Annotated in this window: 15 protein-coding genes; 11 read left to right on the forward strand and 4 right to left on the reverse strand. The window is 72.4% G+C overall.

The window, feature by feature from the left end; translation table 11 throughout:
• The first annotated feature begins 282 nt into the window (after positions 1-282).
• Positions 283-3237 (forward strand): beta-N-acetylglucosaminidase domain-containing protein, encoded by a 2955-nt coding sequence (locus tag ACIGWZ_RS06645; RefSeq protein WP_400061493.1) that lies wholly within the window; start codon positions 283-285, stop codon positions 3235-3237.
• A gap of 80 nt (positions 3238-3317) precedes the next feature.
• On the opposite strand, the gene ACIGWZ_RS06650 is transcribed toward ACIGWZ_RS06645, so the two are convergent.
• A complete protein-coding gene (locus ACIGWZ_RS06650) occupies positions 3318-3854 on the reverse strand; it encodes an HNH endonuclease (RefSeq protein ID WP_018088296.1) in 537 nt (178 codons plus the stop codon).
• Positions 3855-4143: 289 nt separating this feature from the next.
• Here ACIGWZ_RS06650 and ACIGWZ_RS06655 point away from each other — a divergent pair, with 289 nt between their 5' ends.
• The 8 genes from ACIGWZ_RS06655 (at position 4144) to ACIGWZ_RS06690 (ending at position 12559) form a co-directional block, all read left to right on the forward strand.
• The gene (locus ACIGWZ_RS06655) at positions 4144-5229 is read left to right on the forward strand and encodes a mechanosensitive ion channel family protein (RefSeq protein ID WP_400061495.1); all 1086 of its coding nucleotides are present in this window, start codon (positions 4144-4146) and stop codon (positions 5227-5229) included.
• A gap of 150 nt (positions 5230-5379) precedes the next feature.
• Positions 5380-5514 carry a hypothetical protein gene (locus tag ACIGWZ_RS06660; RefSeq protein WP_400061497.1) on the forward strand — a complete coding sequence of 45 codons (135 nt, stop codon included), beginning with the start codon at positions 5380-5382 and terminating at the stop codon, positions 5512-5514.
• 304 nt (positions 5515-5818) lie between these two features.
• Positions 5819-7015 (forward strand): ROK family transcriptional regulator, encoded by a 1197-nt coding sequence (locus ACIGWZ_RS06665; protein ID WP_400061499.1) that lies wholly within the window; start codon positions 5819-5821, stop codon positions 7013-7015.
• 86 nt (positions 7016-7101) lie between these two features.
• On the forward strand, positions 7102-8442 hold the full coding sequence (locus tag ACIGWZ_RS06670; RefSeq protein WP_400061501.1) for an ABC transporter substrate-binding protein: 1341 nt from the start codon (positions 7102-7104) through the stop codon (positions 8440-8442).
• Positions 8443-8454: 12 nt separating this feature from the next.
• Positions 8455-9417: a carbohydrate ABC transporter permease gene (locus ACIGWZ_RS06675; protein WP_400061503.1), complete on the forward strand. Its 963-nt coding sequence runs from the start codon at positions 8455-8457 to the stop codon at positions 9415-9417.
• Positions 9418-9422: 5 nt separating this feature from the next.
• Positions 9423-10325, forward strand: coding sequence for a carbohydrate ABC transporter permease (locus ACIGWZ_RS06680; RefSeq protein ID WP_400061505.1), 903 nt, complete (start codon positions 9423-9425; stop codon positions 10323-10325).
• A 9-nt stretch (positions 10326-10334) separates the two neighbouring features.
• Entirely contained in the window at positions 10335-11588 is a 1254-nt protein-coding gene (locus ACIGWZ_RS06685) for a 6-phospho-beta-glucosidase (protein WP_400061507.1), read from the forward strand.
• On the forward strand, positions 11579-12559 hold the full coding sequence (locus tag ACIGWZ_RS06690; protein ID WP_400061508.1) for an N-acetylglucosamine kinase: 981 nt from the start codon (positions 11579-11581) through the stop codon (positions 12557-12559). The genes ACIGWZ_RS06685 and ACIGWZ_RS06690 overlap by 10 nt, the downstream gene beginning before the upstream one ends.
• Positions 12560-12846: 287 nt before the next feature.
• On the opposite strand, the gene ACIGWZ_RS06695 is transcribed toward ACIGWZ_RS06690, so the two are convergent.
• The 3 genes from ACIGWZ_RS06695 to ACIGWZ_RS06705 all read right to left on the reverse strand — a co-directional run bounded on the left by ACIGWZ_RS06695 (position 12847) and on the right by ACIGWZ_RS06705 (position 14485).
• Positions 12847-13095, reverse strand: a complete 249-nt coding sequence (locus ACIGWZ_RS06695) for a hypothetical protein (RefSeq protein WP_400061510.1) — start codon at positions 13093-13095, stop codon at positions 12847-12849.
• Between the two features lie 176 nt (positions 13096-13271).
• Positions 13272-13619, reverse strand: coding sequence for a hypothetical protein (locus ACIGWZ_RS06700; protein WP_400061511.1), 348 nt, complete (start codon positions 13617-13619; stop codon positions 13272-13274).
• A gap of 158 nt (positions 13620-13777) precedes the next feature.
• The gene (locus ACIGWZ_RS06705; protein WP_400061513.1) at positions 13778-14485 is read right to left on the reverse strand and encodes a FadR/GntR family transcriptional regulator; all 708 of its coding nucleotides are present in this window, start codon (positions 14483-14485) and stop codon (positions 13778-13780) included.
• A gap of 538 nt (positions 14486-15023) precedes the next feature.
• On the opposite strand from ACIGWZ_RS06705, the gene ACIGWZ_RS06710 reads away from it, so the two are divergent.
• Both ACIGWZ_RS06710 and ACIGWZ_RS06715 read left to right on the forward strand, forming a co-directional pair.
• Entirely contained in the window at positions 15024-16421 is a 1398-nt protein-coding gene (locus ACIGWZ_RS06710; RefSeq protein ID WP_400061514.1) for a hypothetical protein, read from the forward strand.
• Between the two features lie 65 nt (positions 16422-16486).
• Positions 16487-17479, forward strand: coding sequence for a glutamate ABC transporter substrate-binding protein (locus ACIGWZ_RS06715; RefSeq protein ID WP_400062020.1), 993 nt, complete (start codon positions 16487-16489; stop codon positions 17477-17479).
• The last annotated feature ends 45 nt before the right edge of the window (positions 17480-17524 follow it).

Raw genomic sequence — 17524 nt, forward strand, 5'->3', positions numbered from 1 at the left:
CCCGGAGAGGGCGAAACCGGTACGACCCGGCCCTCACCGGACGTCCTCCCCCGCACTCCTGCGGAGCAGGGGGACCCCCACCGCCCCGTTGACACCCTTGGCGACACAATGGTGGGCTCCAAGCCGAAGGCCTGTTTGAGCGGGCGTCGGTGGCACACAGGGGGGCCGGTGCACACCGGCGCGCAGATGACGGGACGAGGAGCGGCCGTGCAGGTCCGGGGCGTGTGGGGCGTCGGAAGAATCGGTAGGGGAAACGGGAACGGCGCGGGCGCCCGCGCGCGCGTGGCGGGGACCACCGCGCTGGCCGCCGCGGTCATCTCGGGGCTGCTCGGCGGGGCACCCAGCGCCCAGGCGGCGCCCGCGGACCCGTCCATCGGCACCCCCGACCGGCCGGACCGGCCGGCGGACGCGGGCCCTCCGCCCGCCGTGTGGCCGCGCCCCCAGTCGATGCGGGAGCTGTCCGCCGCCGTGCCGCTGGGCGGCGAGGCGGCGCTGGTGGCGGCGCCGGACACCGACCCCTACGCGCTGGACGCGGTGCGCGTCCTGCTGCGGGACGCGGGCATACGGAAGGTGCGCGAGGTGGCGCCCGGCGAGCGGCTGCCCGCCGCCGGACCGGTGATCCACGTCGGCGGAGCGTCGGCCGCGGACGCGCTGAAGGCGCTGAAGGCACCCGCCCGCGGGGATCTGCCCGCCGGCGGCTACCGCCTCGCCGTCGGCCAGGTCTCCGGCCGCGACACCGTCGCGCTGGACGGCGTCGGCCCGGACGGCCTCTTCCACGCCGCGCAGACGCTGCGCCAGCTGGTGACCGAGGGATCGGACGGCGGCCGGCAGCTGGCCTCGGTCGTCGTACGGGACTGGCCCGGCACGGCGGTCCGGGGCACCACCGAGGGGTTCTTCGGGCAGCCCTGGAGCCAGGCGCAGCGGCTCGCCCAGCTCGACTTCATGGGCCGCACCAAACAGAACCGCTACCTCTACGCGCCGGGCGACGACCCCTACCGCCAGGCCCGGTGGCGCGACCCCTACCCGGCCGGGCAGCGCGCCGACTTCCGGGCGCTGGCCGAGCGGGCCCGCGCCAACCACGTCACGCTGGGCTGGGCGGTCGCCCCCGGCCAGGCGATGTGCATGTCGTCCGAGGAGGACCTGCGGGCGCTGCGGCGCAAGGTGGACGCGATGTGGGCGCTGGGGGTGCGCTCCTTCCAGCTGCAGTTCCAGGACATCAGCTACAGCGAGTGGCACTGCGACGCGGACGAGGAGGCCTTCGGCTCGGGCCCCGAGGCCGCCGCCAAGGCGCAGGCCAGGGTCGCGGGCGCGCTCGCCGACCATCTCGCCGAGCGCCATCCGCACGCCGCGCCGCTGTCGGTGATGCCGACCGAGTACTACCAGAACGGCTCCACGGCCTACCGCAAGGCGCTGGCCGGCGCGCTCGGCGACCGCGTCGAGATCGCCTGGACCGGCGTCGGAGTGATCCCGCGCACCATCACCGGCGGCGAACTCTCCACCGCCCGCCAGGTGTTCGGCCGCCCGCTGGTCACCATGGACAACTACCCGGTCAACGACTACGCGCAGGACCGGATCTTCCTCGGCCCCTACACCGGCCGGGAACCGGCGGTGGCCACCGGCTCCGCGGCGCTCCTCGCCAACGCCATGCAACAGCCGATGGCGTCCCGTATCCCGCTCTTCACAGCCGCCGACTACGCCTGGAACCCGCGCGCCTACCGCCCCTCGGAATCCTGGGACGCGGCCGTCGACGACCTGGCGGGCGGCGACCGGCAGGCCCGTGCCGCGCTGCGCGCACTCGCCGGGAACGATGCCTCCTCCGTCCTCGGAGCCGACGAGTCCGCCTATCTGCGGCCCCTCATGGACCGCTTCTGGAAGGCCCGCAAGACCGCCGTCGACCACGGCCGGCCCGGCAAGGACGCGGACCTCGGCGAGGCGGCCGGGGCGCTGCGGGCCGCATTCCGCACCATGAGCACCGCGTCGCGGCACCTGAATCCGGACCTGGCGGCCGAAGTGGGGCCCTGGGCCGAGCAGTTGGGCCGCTACGGCCGGGCGGGCGAGGCGGCCGTGGAGACCCTGATGGCGCAGGCGCGGGGCGACGGCGACGCCGCCTGGAGCGCCCAGCGCACCACCCAGCGGCTGCGCAAGGAGATCCGGCAGAGCCCGGCGACGGTCGGCAAGGGCGTGCTCGCGCCGTTCCTCGAACGGTCGCTGACCGAGGCCGACGCCTGGGCCGGAGTGCGCCCCGATGCCCCCCGGCCCACCGAGGGCGCCGACCCCACCTCCCTGACCGTCCCCTTCGGGCGGGCCCGCCCGCTCACCGCGGTCACCGCGCTGACCGAGCCGGGCCGCTCGGCGGACGCCGTCTCCCTGGAGGCCCACGTCCCCGGCGAGGGCTGGCGCCGCCTGGACCGGCTCTCCGCCACCGGCTGGACCGAGTCCCGCACCCCCGGGCTGCGCGCCGACGCCGTGCGGCTGTCCTGGCCCGGGACCGCCGCCGCGCCCTCCGTCCACGCCGTCACCCCGTGGTTCGGCGACACCCCGGCCGCCGGTCTGGAACTGTCCCGCACGGAGTCGGACGCGCAGACGGGCGGCCGGGCCACGGTGGACGCCCGCATCTTCTCCCGTCGCCCCGGCGCCGTGCGGGAGAAGCTGACGGTCGAGGCGCCCCACGGCTTCACCGTGCACGCGCCGCGGCAGGTCATCGCCCCGCGCGGCGGCACGGCCACGGTCCGTATCGCGGTCGACGTCCCCCGGAACGCCCCGTCCGGCTCGTACGAGATCCCCGTCGGCTACGCCGGCCGGCAACGGACGCTGACCGTACGGGTCTATCCGCCCACCGGCGGCCCGGACCTGGCGCGCGGCGCCGCGGCCACGTCCTCCGGGGACGAGACCGCCGCGTTCCCCGCTTCGGCGGCCACCGACGGCGACCCCGGCACCCGCTGGTCCTCCCGCCCCGAGGACGGCGCCTGGCTGCAGTTCCCGCTGCCGCGCCCCACCCGCCTGGGGCAGGTCGTCCTGCACTGGCAGGACGCCCACGCCGCCCGCTACCGCATCCAGGTCTCACCGGACGGCCGCACCTGGCGGACCGCGGCCGTGGTCGGGGACGGCACGGGCGGCCGCGAGTCCGTACGGATGGACGCCGAGGACACCCGCTACGTCCGCATCCAGGGGGAGAAGCGGGCGACCCGTTTCGGGTACTCGCTGTGGTCGGTGGAGGCCTACGCGGTGCGCGAGTGACCGAGGCGCGCGCGTAGCCCGGGCGCACGAGTGGCCGCGGCCCATGGCGGGGCGCGGCCACTCGAACAAAAGACCCGGATCTAGGCCGATACGGCGTCGATCCGGGCCAGCGCGTCGTCCGCGCCGTACGGCTGCAAATAAGGCAGCCAGCGCGGATCGCGATGACCGGTGCCGATGATCCGCCAGGCCAGCCCGGACGGCGGGGCGGGCTGATGGCGCAGCCGCCAGCCGATCTCGGCGACATGGCGGTCGGCCTTGACGTGATTGCAGCGGCGGCACGCGGCGACCACGTTTTCCCAGGTGTGCTGACCTCCCCGGCTGCGCGGGATGACGTGGTCGACGCTGGTTGCGACGCCACCGCAGTACATACAGCGCCCGCCGTCACGGGCGAACAGCGCCCGGCGGGTCAGGGGCACGGGGCCACGAAAGGGCACCCGCACAAACCGCTTCAAGCGGACCACGCTCGGAGCCGGTATCACGCGGGTTGCGCTGTGCATCAGGGCGCCGGATTCCTCAAGGCTGACAGCCTTCTCATTGAGTACGAGGATGAGCGCGCGGCGGAGCGGTACGACGCCGAGCGGCTCGTACGACGCGTTGAGGACCAGGACATGCGGCACGGGTGCCTCCTTGTACGCCGGCGGCGCGTGGCTCGCGCCGGGACGATCTCCCCCAGTGTCCCCCGGTGCCTGGTCGGAGCGCCACCATGACCGAGTAACGGGTCGGAGGTGTTTTCCACCACAGCTCCGCACTTCCCTCCAGATGGGGCTCTTTCCAGCCATCCCGGGACCCTCCCGACTCGAACAGGGGCACGGACCGCACGCGTTGCCCCGTTAGTGTGGTTGGTCTGCCCGGTCCGCGGGGTCCCGCCGAGGCCCGGGTCTGCTGTCCCTCACGGAAGGTTCTGCTGTGTACTGGTCCGCTTCGACGGCCGCCTCCGCGCCCCTGCGCGCCGCGACACCCGGCGCAACCGGTTCCGCCTCGCTCGACGAGGCCACCCAGAAGGCCACCAACGCCGCCGGCTGGGTGGAGGAGAACTGGGGGACGTGGGTCGCGTCCGGCCTGCAGATCCTGCTGATCATCGTGATCGCGGTGGTGTTGCGGCATGTGATCCGCCGCACCATCACCAAGCTCATCGAGCGGATGAACCGCACCGCGGCCGCCGCGCAGGGCACCGCCCTCGGCGGCCTGCTCGTCAACGCCGAACGCCGCCGCCAGCGCTCCGAGGCCATCGGCTCGGTCCTGCGCAGCGTCGCCTCCTTCGTGATCATGGGCACGGCGGCCCTGACGGTGCTCTCCGTGCTGAACATCAACCTGGCGCCGCTGCTGGCGAGCGCCGGTGTGGCCGGTGTGGCGATCGGTTTCGGCGCCCGCAACCTCGTCACCGACTTCCTCTCCGGCGTCTTCATGATCCTCGAGGACCAGTACGGCGTCGGCGACGAGATCGACGCGGGCGTGGCCACCGGTACGGTCATCGAGGTCGGCCTGCGGGTCACCAAGCTGCGCGGCCCCAACGGCGCCATCTGGTACATCCGCAACGGCGAGGTCAAGCGGATCGGCAACCTCAGCCAGGGCTGGTCGACGGCCAGTGTGGACGTGGTGGTCGCCGCCGACCAGGATCTGCGCCGCGCCCGGGACACCATCACCGCCGCCGGCGAGGCGATGTCCAAGGCCGAGCCCTGGAACGAACTGCTGTGGGAGCCGGTCGAGGTGCTGGGCCTGAGCGAGGTCCACCTCGACACCGTCACCATCGGGGTGTCGGCCAAGACCATGCCCGGCAAGGCCGTCGGCATCGAACGCGAACTGCGCTGGCGCATCAAGCACGCCCTCGACGACGCCGGCATCCACCTCGCCCCCCGTCCGGCCCCCGAGGAGGAAGAGGAGGAGCCGGCCGACCCGACCGCCGCCATGGCCGCGCCGTCGGCGCTCAACAATCCCCTCTCCCCGCAGTCGGTGGCCGCGGAGCCGCTGTCGGGGCCGAAGATGGGGAAGTAGGCGGACGGTCCCGCACCCCCCTCCGTCGATGTGACCCACGCCACATCAACTCCTGTCATACGCCCGGCTCCCCCGGGCCGTGTCCCAGGTGTCGGCACCGACGATCCGTATCGGCGCCCGCAACACCTCGACGGAGAAGGAGACTTCGCCATGAAGATCCGCCATCGCGTGGCCACGGGGGCCGTCGCTTTTCTTCTGCCGACCGGCGCCGCGGCGGCCCTGACCGGCGCCGCCACCTGCAGCGGCGGCACCGGAGTGGGCGGCGTGAACCGGGAAGCGAACTGAGCGAAGGCATGCGAGCAGGGCCCGGAGGAGAGCCGGGAACGGGGCCGCGGGGTCCGACCAACTCCGCGGCACCTTGGGGGGCTTGCTCGCACACGGGGGGGCGCACCGGCTGTCGGCCGGTGCGCTTTGTCGTTTCACCGGGCGCCCGCGCGCGCCCGAACTCACCCCGTTGAACCCATTGACGAGCCCCTGAGGCGCGACCTACCTTCCTTTTCGTCGATTGGAAGGTTTCCTAACAGAGGCTCGGCGGTGGTCGGCAGGGGCCGACGGTGGCCGCTGCCGTCGGAGAACGGGGTGGACGGTCATGGCCGCAGCAGGGCAGGGAGCACACGGGACCCCCGGCACGCCGCGGGTGCTGCGGGCGATGAACGACCGGGCCGCGCTCGACCTGCTCGTGTCCCAGGGGCCGCTGACCCGGACCCGGATCGGGGAGCTGACCGGACTGTCGAAGCCGACCGCCTCTCAGCTGCTGGCCCGGCTGGAGGCGGCCGGACTGGTGCGGACGACCGGAAACGTGACCGGGCGGCCGGGGCCGAACGCCCAGCTGTACGAGGTCAATCCGGTGGCCGCGCACGTCGCCGCGCTGGCCGTGGACCAGCTGGGCATCACCGCGGCCGTCGCCGACATCACCGGCCGGGTGCTCGGCGAGGTACGGGTGGGCACCGATGCGGTCGACGAGGGCGCGGAGAACCGGACGGCGCGGCTGGTGGCGACGGCCGTGGACGGGGCCCTGGCCAAGGCCGGACTGGGACGGCAGCAGCTGCACGGGGCGGTGATCGGCACACCCGGCGCGCTGGACCCGGAGACCGGCGAACTGCGCTATGCGCCGCATCTGCCGGGCTGGCACTCGCGGGCCCTGAAGGACGAGCTGGCGGAAGTGCTGGGGACCCCGATCATCATCGAGAACGACGTGAACCTGGCGGCCGTCGCCGAGCAGTACGACGGCGCGGCGCAGGACTTCGACGACTTCGTGCTGGTCTGGGTCGACGAAGGGGTCGGCGCCGCCATCGTGCTCGGCGGGCAGCTGCTGCGCGGCGCCACCGGGGGCGCGGGCGAGATCGGGTACATGCCGCTGCCCGGGGCGCCGCTGTCCCGGGGCGGCGACCGCAGCGCCGCGCAGCCGGATGCCGGTGGCGGGTTCCAGCAGCTGGTCGGCTCGCCGAGCGTCGTGGCGCTGGCGCGGGAGTACGGCGCGCCGGGGACCCGTACGGTCGAGGAGGCGCTGGCGCGCGACGACGTACGGGCGGAGGTGGCCAGGCGGCTGGCCACCGGGCTGGCGGCGGTGGTCGCGGTGGTCGACCCGCGGCTGGTGGTGCTCTCCGGCGAGGTCCCGCAGGCCGGCGGGGAGGACCTGCGGGCGCGGGTCGAGGAGGAATTCACCGGGCTGGCGCTGCCGCGGCCGGAGCTGCGGATCAGCGACATCGGGGGAAACCCGATTCTCATCGGCGCGCTGCGGACGGCGCTCGCCGAGGCGCGTGATGCGGTCTTCGACACCGGGTGATTCCTTACCGGGTGGCTCACCGCCCGGTGGCTCACCGCGCGGCTTCCTTCGCTTCCCAACTCCCCCAGCCGTAAAGGAAATCCGCCATGCCGCACTCATCCCTGCGCGTCCGGTTCTCCGTGGCACTGGCCGGTGCCGGGCTGTTCCTCTCCGGATGCGCCAATCCGAGTACCGGCAGCGACCGTGACGATCCGACGCGACCGGTCACGCTGACGTTCTGGCACGGATGGTCCCAGCCGGGCGAAGTGAAGGCCATCGACGACAGCATCGCCCGGTTCGAGAAACTGCACCCCAACATCACGGTGAAGAGCGTCTCCAATGTCACCGACGAAACCGTGAACCAGGCGCTGCGGGCCGGCGGGGACGAGGCGCCGGATGTCGTGTCGTCGTTCACCACCAGCAATGTGGGGCAGTACTGCTCATCGGGGATGTGGGTGGATCTCGACCCCTTCCTGCGCAAGACCGGGGTGGACAAGAAGAAGGTCTTCCCCCAGCCCTTCCTCGACTACACGAGCTACGAGGGAAAGCAGTGCGCCCTGCCGCTGCTCGCCGATTCCTACGGGCTGTACTACAACAAGGACGCCTTCAGGAAGGCCGGGATCGCGCGGCCCCCGCGGACGATGTCGGAGCTGAAACGGGACGCCGCGAAGCTCACCGAACGGACCGCGGACGGTTCCTACAAAAGAGTGGGCTTCATGCCCGATTTCCGGCTCTACCAGAACAGCCCGGACCGGATGTTCGCGCAGTGGGGGCCGACGTACTTCGACCGGCACGGAAAGGCGCGGCTGGCCAGGGACCCGCGGACGAAGAAATTCTTCGCCACCGCTCGGGCGCTGATCGAGGCGCAGGGCGGCTACCCGGCGCTGGAGAGGTTCCGTACCCGGTTCGGCGACGAGATGTCCTCGCAGAACGCCTTTCTGAAGCAGAAGCTGGCGATGCATCTGGACGGCGAATGGCGGGGGCTGATGCTCAAGGACCAAAAGGCCCCCTTCGCTTGGGGTACGGCGCCGATGCCGGTACCGGACGACCAGGCGGACACCTACGGCCGGGGCTATCTGACGGGCACCGTCGCGGGGATCGCCCACGGCAGCCGGCATCAGAACGCGGCGTGGGAGCTGGTGAAATTCCTGACCGCGGACACGGACCAGGTGGTGCGGTTCGCCAATGCGATCCACAACGTGCCGTCGACGAAGGCGGCGCTGGAGTCGCCGAAGCTGGACACCGATCCGACGTTCCGTACGTTCCTCGATATCGCCCGGAATCCGCACAGCGCCGCGATTCCGCCGTCCAACAACGGCGCTCAGTACATCGTCACGCTGCAGGACTTCTCCTACGACGTCGAGGCCGGAAAGGTCCGCGATCTGGACGAGGGCCTGCGCAGGCTCGATGCGCAGATCGACGCCGACAACCTTCAGTCCGAGAACTGACGGAGAGCCGCCATGGCAATCACCCCCGCACCCGCACCCGCACCCGCACTGCGGCGTAAGCGGAACCGCGAGCGACTGCGCACCCTCGGCTTTCTCTCGCCCTGGCTGGTCGGCTTCTCGGTCTTCTTCGGCTATCCGCTGATCGCCACCGTCTATTTCTCCTTCATGCACTACAACCAGATCGAGCCGCCGGATTTCGTGGGGCTGCAGAACTGGAAATACGTGCTGACGCAGATGCCGCTGTTCGGCCCCGCCCTGGCCAACACGCTGTGGCTGGTGAGCGTGATGGTCGCCCTGCGGGTCGTCTTCGGGCTGGGCATCGGGATACTCGTCACCAAGATAAAATCGGGTGCCGGATTCTTCCGTACGGCGTTCTATCTGCCGTATCTGGCGCCCCCGGTGGCCGCGACCGTGGCGTTCGTCTTCCTGCTCAACCCCGGCACCGGCCCCGTCAACGAGATCCTCGGCGCGGTCGGCATCCCGGCGCCCTCCTGGTTCAACGACCCGCACTGGGCCAAACCGTCGCTGGTCCTGCTGTCCCTGTGGGGCATCGGCGACCTGATGGTGATCTTCATGGCGGCGCTGCTGGACGTTCCCAGGGAACAGTACGAGGCCGCGGAGCTGGACGGTGCGGGCGTCTGGGGGAAGTTCCGGTACGTCACCTGGCCCTCGATCACCCCGATCGTGATGTTCGCGGTGGTCACCGGCGTCGTGCAGACCATGCAGTACTACACGCAGGCCCTGGTCGCCGGAAAGCTCGCCTCCGGCGTCTCCATCAGCCCCGGCACCGTCATCCAGCCCGGCTACCCGGACCACTCCACCCTGACCGTCCCCCAGCTCGTCTACTCCCTCGGCTTCCAGAACTTCAACACCGGCGCGGCGTGCGTGCTCTCCCTCGTGCTCTTCGTCATCGCGATGGCCGTCACCACCCTGCTGATGCGCAAGCGCGCCGGCCTGCTCCCGGCGGAGGACTGAACGCCATGACCACGACACTGAGCGCCCCCAGCACCCCGGCCCCCACGCGCACCACCGGCCGCGGCCCGGCCGCCCGCGCCCGCCGCACCCGGATACTGCACTGGATCGCCGTACACGCCGTGGGCGTCGCCGCCGCCCTCTTCTTCGTCCTGCCCTTCGTCTTCGTCTTCCTGACCTCCGTGATGGGCGACGACCAGGCGATGAGCGGCGAGCTGTGGCCGACGCGGTGGCACTGGTCCAACTACCTCACGGTCTTCCGCACCCCCGGCTTCCTGGACTGGTGGCGGAACTCTCTGATGTACGCGGGCCTGGGCACCCTCTTCACGGTGTGCTCGGCCGTTCCGGTCGCCTACGCCCTGGCCAAGTTCCGCTTCCGCGGCCGCCGCACGGCCATGATCCTCGTCATCTCGACGATGATGCTGCCGCCCCAGGTCGTCGTCATCCCCATGTACCTGGTCTGGGCCCAGCAGCTCCATCTGTCCGGGTCGCTCTGGCCGCTGATCATCCCGATGGCCTTCGGCGACGCCTACTCCATCTTCCTGCTGCGCCAGTTCCTCCTCACCATCCCCCGCGAGTACATCGAATCCGCCAAGGTCGACGGCTGCGGCGAACTGCGCACCCTGCTGCGCATCGTCGTGCCGATGGCCCGGCCCGGCATCGCCGCCGTGGCCCTCTTCCAGTTCTTCTCCTGCTGGAACGACTACTTCGGCCCGCAGATCTACGCGGCACAGAACCCCGCCTCCTGGACGCTCTCCTACGGCCTGGAGTCGTTCAAGAGCGCCCACAGCGTCAACTGGAACCTCACCATGGCCGCGACGCTGCTGGTCATGGCGCCGGTCATCCTCGTTTTCTTCTTCGCACAGAAGGCCTTCGTCGAAGGCGTCACGCTCACCGGAGTGAAGGGCTGATCCAGACACATGAAGCTCGCAGTGGTCGGCGGAGGATCGACCTACACCCCCGAACTCATCGACGGCTTCGCACGGTTGCGCCGGACGCTGCCCGTGGACGAACTCGTCCTCATCGACCCGGCCGCCGACCGGCTGGAGCTGGTGGGCGGCCTGGCCCGGCGGATCTTCGCCAAACAGGGCCACGGGGGCCGGATCTCCTGGACCGACGACCTCGACGCCGGCGTCGACGGCGCCGATGCCGTACTCCTGCAACTGCGCGTCGGCGGGCAGGACACCCGCAACCAGGACGAGACCTGGCCGCTGGAGTGCGGCTGCGTCGGCCAGGAGACCACCGGGGCGGGCGGGCTCGCCAAGGCGCTGCGCACCGTCCCCGTCGTCCTCGACATCGCCGAACGCGTACGGCGCCGCAACCCCGGCGCCTGGATCGTGGACTTCACCAACCCCGTCGGCATCGTGACGCGCGCGCTGCTCACCCACGGCCACAAGGCCGTCGGCCTGTGCAACGTCGCGATCGGCTTCCAGCGGAAGTTCGCGAAACTGCTGGGCGTGGCCCCGGAGGAGGTCGAGCTGGAACACGTCGGCCTCAACCACCTCACCTGGGAGCGGGCCGTACGCGTCGGCGGCGAGGACGTCCTGCCCGGGCTGCTCGCCGAACACGGCGACGCCGTCGCCGACGACCTGCACATGCCGCGCTCCCTGCTGGACCGCCTCGGCGTCGTCCCCTCCTACTACCTCCGCTACTACTACCAACACGACGCGGTCGTACGGGAGTTGCGCAGCAAACCCTCCCGGGCTGCGGAGGTCGCGGCCATCGAGCGGCGGCTGCTGGACATGTACGGCGATCCCGCCCTCGACGAGAAGCCGGAGCTGCTGAGCAAGCGCGGCGGCGCGTACTACTCGGAAGCGGCGGTGGCGCTGACCTCCTCGCTGCTGCGCGACACCGGCGACGTCCAGATCGTCAACGCCCTCAACCGCGGCACCCTTCCCTTCCTCCCCGACGACGCGGTGATCGAAGTGCCTGCGGTGGTGAGCGGGACGGGCGCGGCGCCGCTTCCCGTACGCCCCCTGGAACCGCTGTACACCGGGCTCATCGGCCATGTCACCGCGTACGAACGGCTCGCCTTGGAGGCGGCGCTGAAGGGCGGACGGGACCGGGTCTTCGCCGCCCTCCTCGCCCACCCCCTCATCGGCCAGACCGACCGCGCCGACCGGCTCACCGACGAACTGATCGCACACAACCGGGAGCACCTCACGTGGGCCTGACCGGCACGGCGCTCGCCATCGACGCGGGCAACAGCAAGACGGACGTGGCCCTGGTGGCGACGGACGGCAGGGTCCTGGGGACCGCCCGGGGCGGCGGTTTCCAGCCACCTGTGGTGGGCACCGGGCGAGCGGTGGACGTCTGCGCGCCGCTGATCGCCGCCGCCCTGGCCCAGGCCGGGACGACGGGACCCGTCGATCACCTCTCCGCGTACCTCGCCAACGCCGACCTCCCCGCCGAGGAGGCCGCCCTGACCGCGGAGATCGCCGGCCGCGGCTGGGCGCACACAGTGACCGTCGGCAACGACACCTTCGCCCTGCTACGGGCCGGACTGCCGGACGCCGGGGAACGGGTGGGGGTCGCAGTGGTGTGCGGCGCGGGCATCAACGCCGTCGGGGTCGGCCGCGACGGCGCCACCGCCCGCTTCCCCTCCCTCGGACGGCTCTCCGGCGACTGGGGCGGCGGCGGCCATCTCGCCGAGGAGGCTCTGTGGTTCGCGGCTCGCGCCGAGGACGGCCGCGGCGAACCGAGCGACCTGGCACGCGCGCTCCCCGCCCATTTCGGCCTGGCCACCATGCAGGAACTGATCGAGGCGCTCCACCTGCGGGTCATCCCCGACCGCCGGCGCCTCGAACTCACACCGCTGCTGTTCGGCGTCGCCGCCGCCGGCGACCCCGTCGCCCGCACCCTCGTGGCCCGCCAGGCGGAGGAAGTCGTCCTCCTGGCCACGGTCGCCCTGAACCGCCTGGACCTGCTCGGCGAGCCCACCCCGGTCGTCCTCGGCGGCGGCGTCCTGGCGGCCCGCCACCCGCTGCTCCACGACCGGATCATCCAACTCCTGGCGGAACGCGCACCGAAGGCCGTACCCCGAGTGATGACGGCACCGCCGGTCCTGGGCGCGGCCCTGCATGCGCTGGACCGCGCGGGGGCGGGAGCGGCGGCGTACCAGCGGCTTCGGGCGACCTGGGCCTAGGTGGTGTCCGCAAAGTCCCGTCGTCCGCCCGGAGGGCGGGGCTGGCGGCGTCTGGTGCGTGCGATCGCAAGGCGGAGGGTCGTCCTCGTAGCGGGCTACGTGGACGATCCCGACAACGCAGCGAGCGTGCGTGCCAGGCGCCGCGAGCCAGGCGGGACTTTGCGGACACCACCTAGCGGCGCCTCTCCCGGATCCACGCCGGAGTGCCCATCGGGTTTGCCGGCGGTGCCGCCCGGGTGCCCCGCCGCGCGCCTGGTCTCCCGTGGCGCGCGGCGAGGCGTGGGTGATCAGCGAAAGCTGGTGGAACCGAGGACGCCGTTGCCCGCGCCACCGAAGCCGCTGTCGGCGCCGCCGAAGCCGCTGCCGGCACCACCGAGCATGTCGCCGGGCATGCCACCGCCCCACATGTTGTCCGCGACGGTGCCGCCCCTCGATCCGGGGGTGTTCCCCTCGTCGTCCGCTGCGGCCATGCCCGCGCTGCCGAGTACGGCGGTGGAGACCAGGAGGGCGGTCGCGAGGAGAGTTCGGATAGGCATGCGTTGCTCCGTTCTTTGGGGATACGTGAGTTCACGGTCAGCAGAGACATGCACGAGGGCTCTTTCCGCTACGCCCTATCGAGCCGAAATGCACCCGATGGACGGGTAGCCCGCCCTGCGGCGCCCGGCGACCCCACCCCGACCGCTCCCCGCCCCCAGCCCTCACCTCCCGCTCCTCACCCGCCCATCACCCGCCCCCAGCCCACCTGAACGCTGTGGCCGCGGCGCGTTTCCGTGCGGCTTCCCGGGGCGAGCACGATGTCGGTGATCGGGGTGAGGGTGGGGCCGCGACGGGGGACGTGGTCGCGTTCCGTGACGACCGTGACGTGGTGGTCGGTGTCGTTGATGACGAGGGTGGGCGTGCCGTCCGGTGGGTGGTCGATCGGGTAGTGGCCGATGGGGTCGATGTAAGTGATGGCGCCGATGGTGAGAAATCCGCTGGCCGGCGGGGCGTGGCCGGGGGCGGCGGCGCCGGTTGCCGTCGCGGCGGCGAGGGGCCTGAGGAGTTGCGCTATGCGTCGCACGAGGGGCCTCCGATGCTCCGGGCGCGGCGTGAGCCGCTCCGGTCGCTGACTCGACGAATCATCTTCGTTACTTAGAGTAGTCAAGGTAAGTCGCGTCGGGTAGCGGCGCGCGGGAGCGAAACGGGGGGCGTGCGAGGGGAGGTGCGCGCCTCGGCCGGTCAGTCGTCGAGCGGCAGGGCGAGATCCCGTACGTGCCCGGCGAGCAGGAGGACCGCTGCGTCCACGGCCGCCTGGGGATCCTGGGCGCGGATGGCGTCGGCGAGACGGGAATGGGGGTCGGTCGGGGCCGCGGTGGCGGTGTCGAGGCAGGCGGCGCGGCGCAGTTCCTCGCGGAGGGCGGCACTGAGGGACCGGTAGATGTCGGCGAGCACGGGGTTGGCGCCGGCCTCGGCGACCAGGATGTGGAACTCGGCGTCGGCGGCGGTGAAGGCGTCGCTGTCGTGGGCGGTGAGGGCGGCGCTGCGGCGGGCCAGCGCGGCCTCGATCCCGGCGAGTTGGGCGTCCGTGCGGTGCTTGGCGGCCTGGCGCGCGGCGATGACGTCGAGGCCTTGGCGGACCTGGGTGACGTGGCTGAGTTCGGCGCGTTCCAGGCGGCGGCGGAGGGCGACCGCGCTGTCGTCGTCGGAGATCACGAAGGTGCCGTCGCCCTGACGGGGTTCGAGGAGTCCGGAGTGGACGAGCGAGCGGACGGCTTCACGTACCGAGGCGCGGCTGACGCCGAGGGTCTCGGAGAGCGCGCTTTCGGGCGGGATGCGGCTGCCCACCGGCCAGATGCCCGTCACGATCTGGCCGCGGATCTCGTCGGTCGCGGTCTCCACCAGCGACACCCTGCCCTTGCGCACCGCTTCCACTCGATCACTCTCCATGAGGCAGGTCCGAGATGACGGGCCAGAGGTGGCAGGTCTCCGGTCACGGGCGGCAGGTCGCGGGCCGCGAGAGGCCGCGGGTGCGGTGTACCTGATGCCGGTGCTCCCGTACCGGTGTTCCGATGTCGGGTGTCCGGCCGTGTCGGAAGCAACTGTAGTGCCGGACGGAGGGCGGCGGAGCGGGGAGGCCGGAGGGGAACCGACTGCGCGGTACCGGCGTCCGGCAGGTGGGGAGGGGCGGGACCGGGCGGCCGGGAAGGCGGGGAAGCCCCGACGCCGGGGAGCGCGGGAGTCAGGGGGCCGGAAGGGCCGGGGAGTGGGAGGCGGTATGCGTCGCGATCCGCACAAGATCGGGTCAATCGCGGTGTGGTGGTCGGCGGGTGCGGACATACTGCTGCCCGTGCACCCGTCCTCGTGAGCGCTCTCACCGGCGCTTCCCGCGAGGGCCGGGGTCGGCGACGACGGAGGGGGAGGTTCTGTGTCGTCAGGAGAGTCCGCTGAAGCGGACGCAGGGGCAGCTCCGCCCGTATCGGCTGCATTGGCCGCACCGGCCGCACCGAGCGCTGACGCCGGCGGGGGGTCGGTGCCCGGGGCCCGGCGCCGTACGGCATGGGCCGACGGGCTGGACGAGCTGCGGGCCGCGGCGGTGACCGAGCCGGGCCGGCTGCGGGTGATCGGTGCCGCGCTCGCTCTGCTGGTGCTGGTGTTCGGCGGGGTCACGGCCTGGCAGGTGTCCGACCGGGCGGCGGCCGCGGACGACGTGGTGGAGCGCAGTCAGCCGCTGAGTGCGGATGCGGCGGACATCTACCGGTCGCTGGCGGATGCGAACACGACGGCCGCCGGGGGGTTCCTGGCCGGCGGGGAGGAGAGCCGGGCGACCCGTGACCGGTACACCGACGATCTTGCGACAGCGGCGCAGCTGCTGGTCAGGGCGTCGGCGAACACCCGGGGATCGGATCGGGCCGATGCACAGATAGCCAAGCTCAACAGCGGACTGCCGCGGTATGCGGGACTGGTCGAGACGGCGCGGACGAACAACCGGCAGGGGCTGCCGCTGGGCGGCGCGTATCTGCGGTACGCCAACGACCGGATGCGCAAGGAACTTCTGCCCGCCGCCCGCGCGTTGTACGACGCGGAGAACGACCGGCTGGCGGCGGACTACGACGCGGCGCAGGCCCGGCCGTGGTTCGCGCTGGCGGCCGGGGTGCTGGCCATCGGGGCACTGGGATGGGCGCAGCGGCGGAACTACCGGCGGACGAACCGGGTTTTCAACCGGGGGCTGGTGGCGGCGACGGCGGCATCGGTCGCCGTGCTGATGTGGCTGGTGGCGGGGCATGTGATGGCGAGGTCGGGGCTGAGTGACTCGTACGAACGTGGGGCGCGCTCGCTGCGGGTGCTCAATGAGGCGCGGATCGATTCGCTGCGGGCGCGCGGGGACGAGAATCTGACGCTGGTGGCGCGGGGGGCGGTGCTGACCGGGGACCAGAAGGACTTCTACGAGGCCGGGTTCCGTACGGGGATGAGGGACCTGGTGGGTGCGGGGACGAGCGGGGCCGCGTCGGGCGGCAGCAGGCTGGGGGCGGCGCGGGCGCTGGCGGACGACGAGGCGGGGCGGCGGCCGGTGCGGGATGCGCTGGCGGACGTTCGGCAGTGGCAGGCGCGGCATGCCGAGGCCCGGGCGGCGGACGTCAAGGGTGATTACGACCGGGCGCTGGCCAAGGTGATCGGCGGGGACCGGCCCACCCGGGAGTCCTTCGACCGGGTGGATGCCGCATTGCGGCGGGCGCTGGCGCATGAGCAGACGGAGTTCCGGGCGGCGGCGGACGGCGGGCGGGCGGCGCTCGGCGGTCTGGCGGCGGGGGCCGCGGTGCTGGCGGTCCTGGGTGCGGTGGGTGCGGTGCTGGGTATCGGGCGCAGGTTGTCGGAGTACCGGTGAGGGGGCCTGGTGAGGGGGACATGAGGCCTGGCGACGAGGGCCGGAGGAGACGCGCGCGGGTCTTGGTGAACCTGCGTGCCGCGCTGGCGCCGGTCGCGGCGGGGGTAGGGGTGATGGCGGCGGCCGCGGTGGTGCTGGTGCCCGCCTTGGGCGGTGCTGCGCTGGAGGCCGGGCCGACGGACAAGGGGGCCGTCGTGCAGCGGGCGGCGGGCGGCGGGACGTCGCATGCGGTGGCGGCCGGGGCGGGGTGCACGGCGGGGAATGCGGCGGAGAGCCTGCGGCCGTCGGCGGGCGAGGGGCCGGCGGTGGCGCGGATCAGGAAGAAGGGCCAGCTGGTCGTGGGGGTGGACCAGAACACCTACCGCTGGGGGTATCGCGATCCCGGCACGGGCCGGCTGGAGGGCTTCGACATCGATCTGGCGCGGGCGATCGCGAAGGACATCCTGGGGCCGGACGCCAAAGTCGTCTTCCAGGCGGTACCGACCAATCAGCGGATCCCGGCGCTGGAGAGGCGCACGGTGGACATGGTGGTGCGGACGATGACGATCAACTGCGCGCGCAAGGAGCAGGTGGCGTTCTCGACGGCGTACTTCCAGGGCGGGCAGCAGGTGCTGGCGCCCAGGAGGTCCACGGTGACCGCGTTCGACGATTCGCTGCGGGGCAGGCGGGTGTGTACGGCGGCGGGTTCGACGGGGGAGGCGGAGCTGAGGAAGCAGCGGCACGGCGCGACAGTGGTGACGGTGCCCAATCAGCTCGACTGTCTGGTGCGGCTGCAGCTCGGTCAGGCGGACGCGGTGGTGACGGACAATGCGCTGGCCGCGGCGCAGGCGGCGCAGGATCCGACGGTGGAGCTGAAGGGCAGGCCGTTCACCGATGAGCCGTACGGCGTGGCGATGAACAAGGACGACACGGATCTGGTGCGGCGGGTCAACAAGGTGCTGGACGACTACCGCGGCGGCGGAAGTGCCGACAGTCCCTGGATGCGGTCGTACCGGAGGTGGCTGCGGGCGGATCTGCCGGGGATATCGGGGCCGCCGGCGCCGGAGTACAGCGACTGAGGCGCGGTGCGGGCGGTGGCGGGCGCGCGGTGCGGGACGAAGCGG

The sequence above is a fragment of the Streptomyces sp. NPDC053427 genome, assembly GCF_044544985.1.
In the GTDB taxonomy this organism is placed as follows: domain Bacteria; phylum Actinomycetota; class Actinomycetes; order Streptomycetales; family Streptomycetaceae; genus Streptomyces.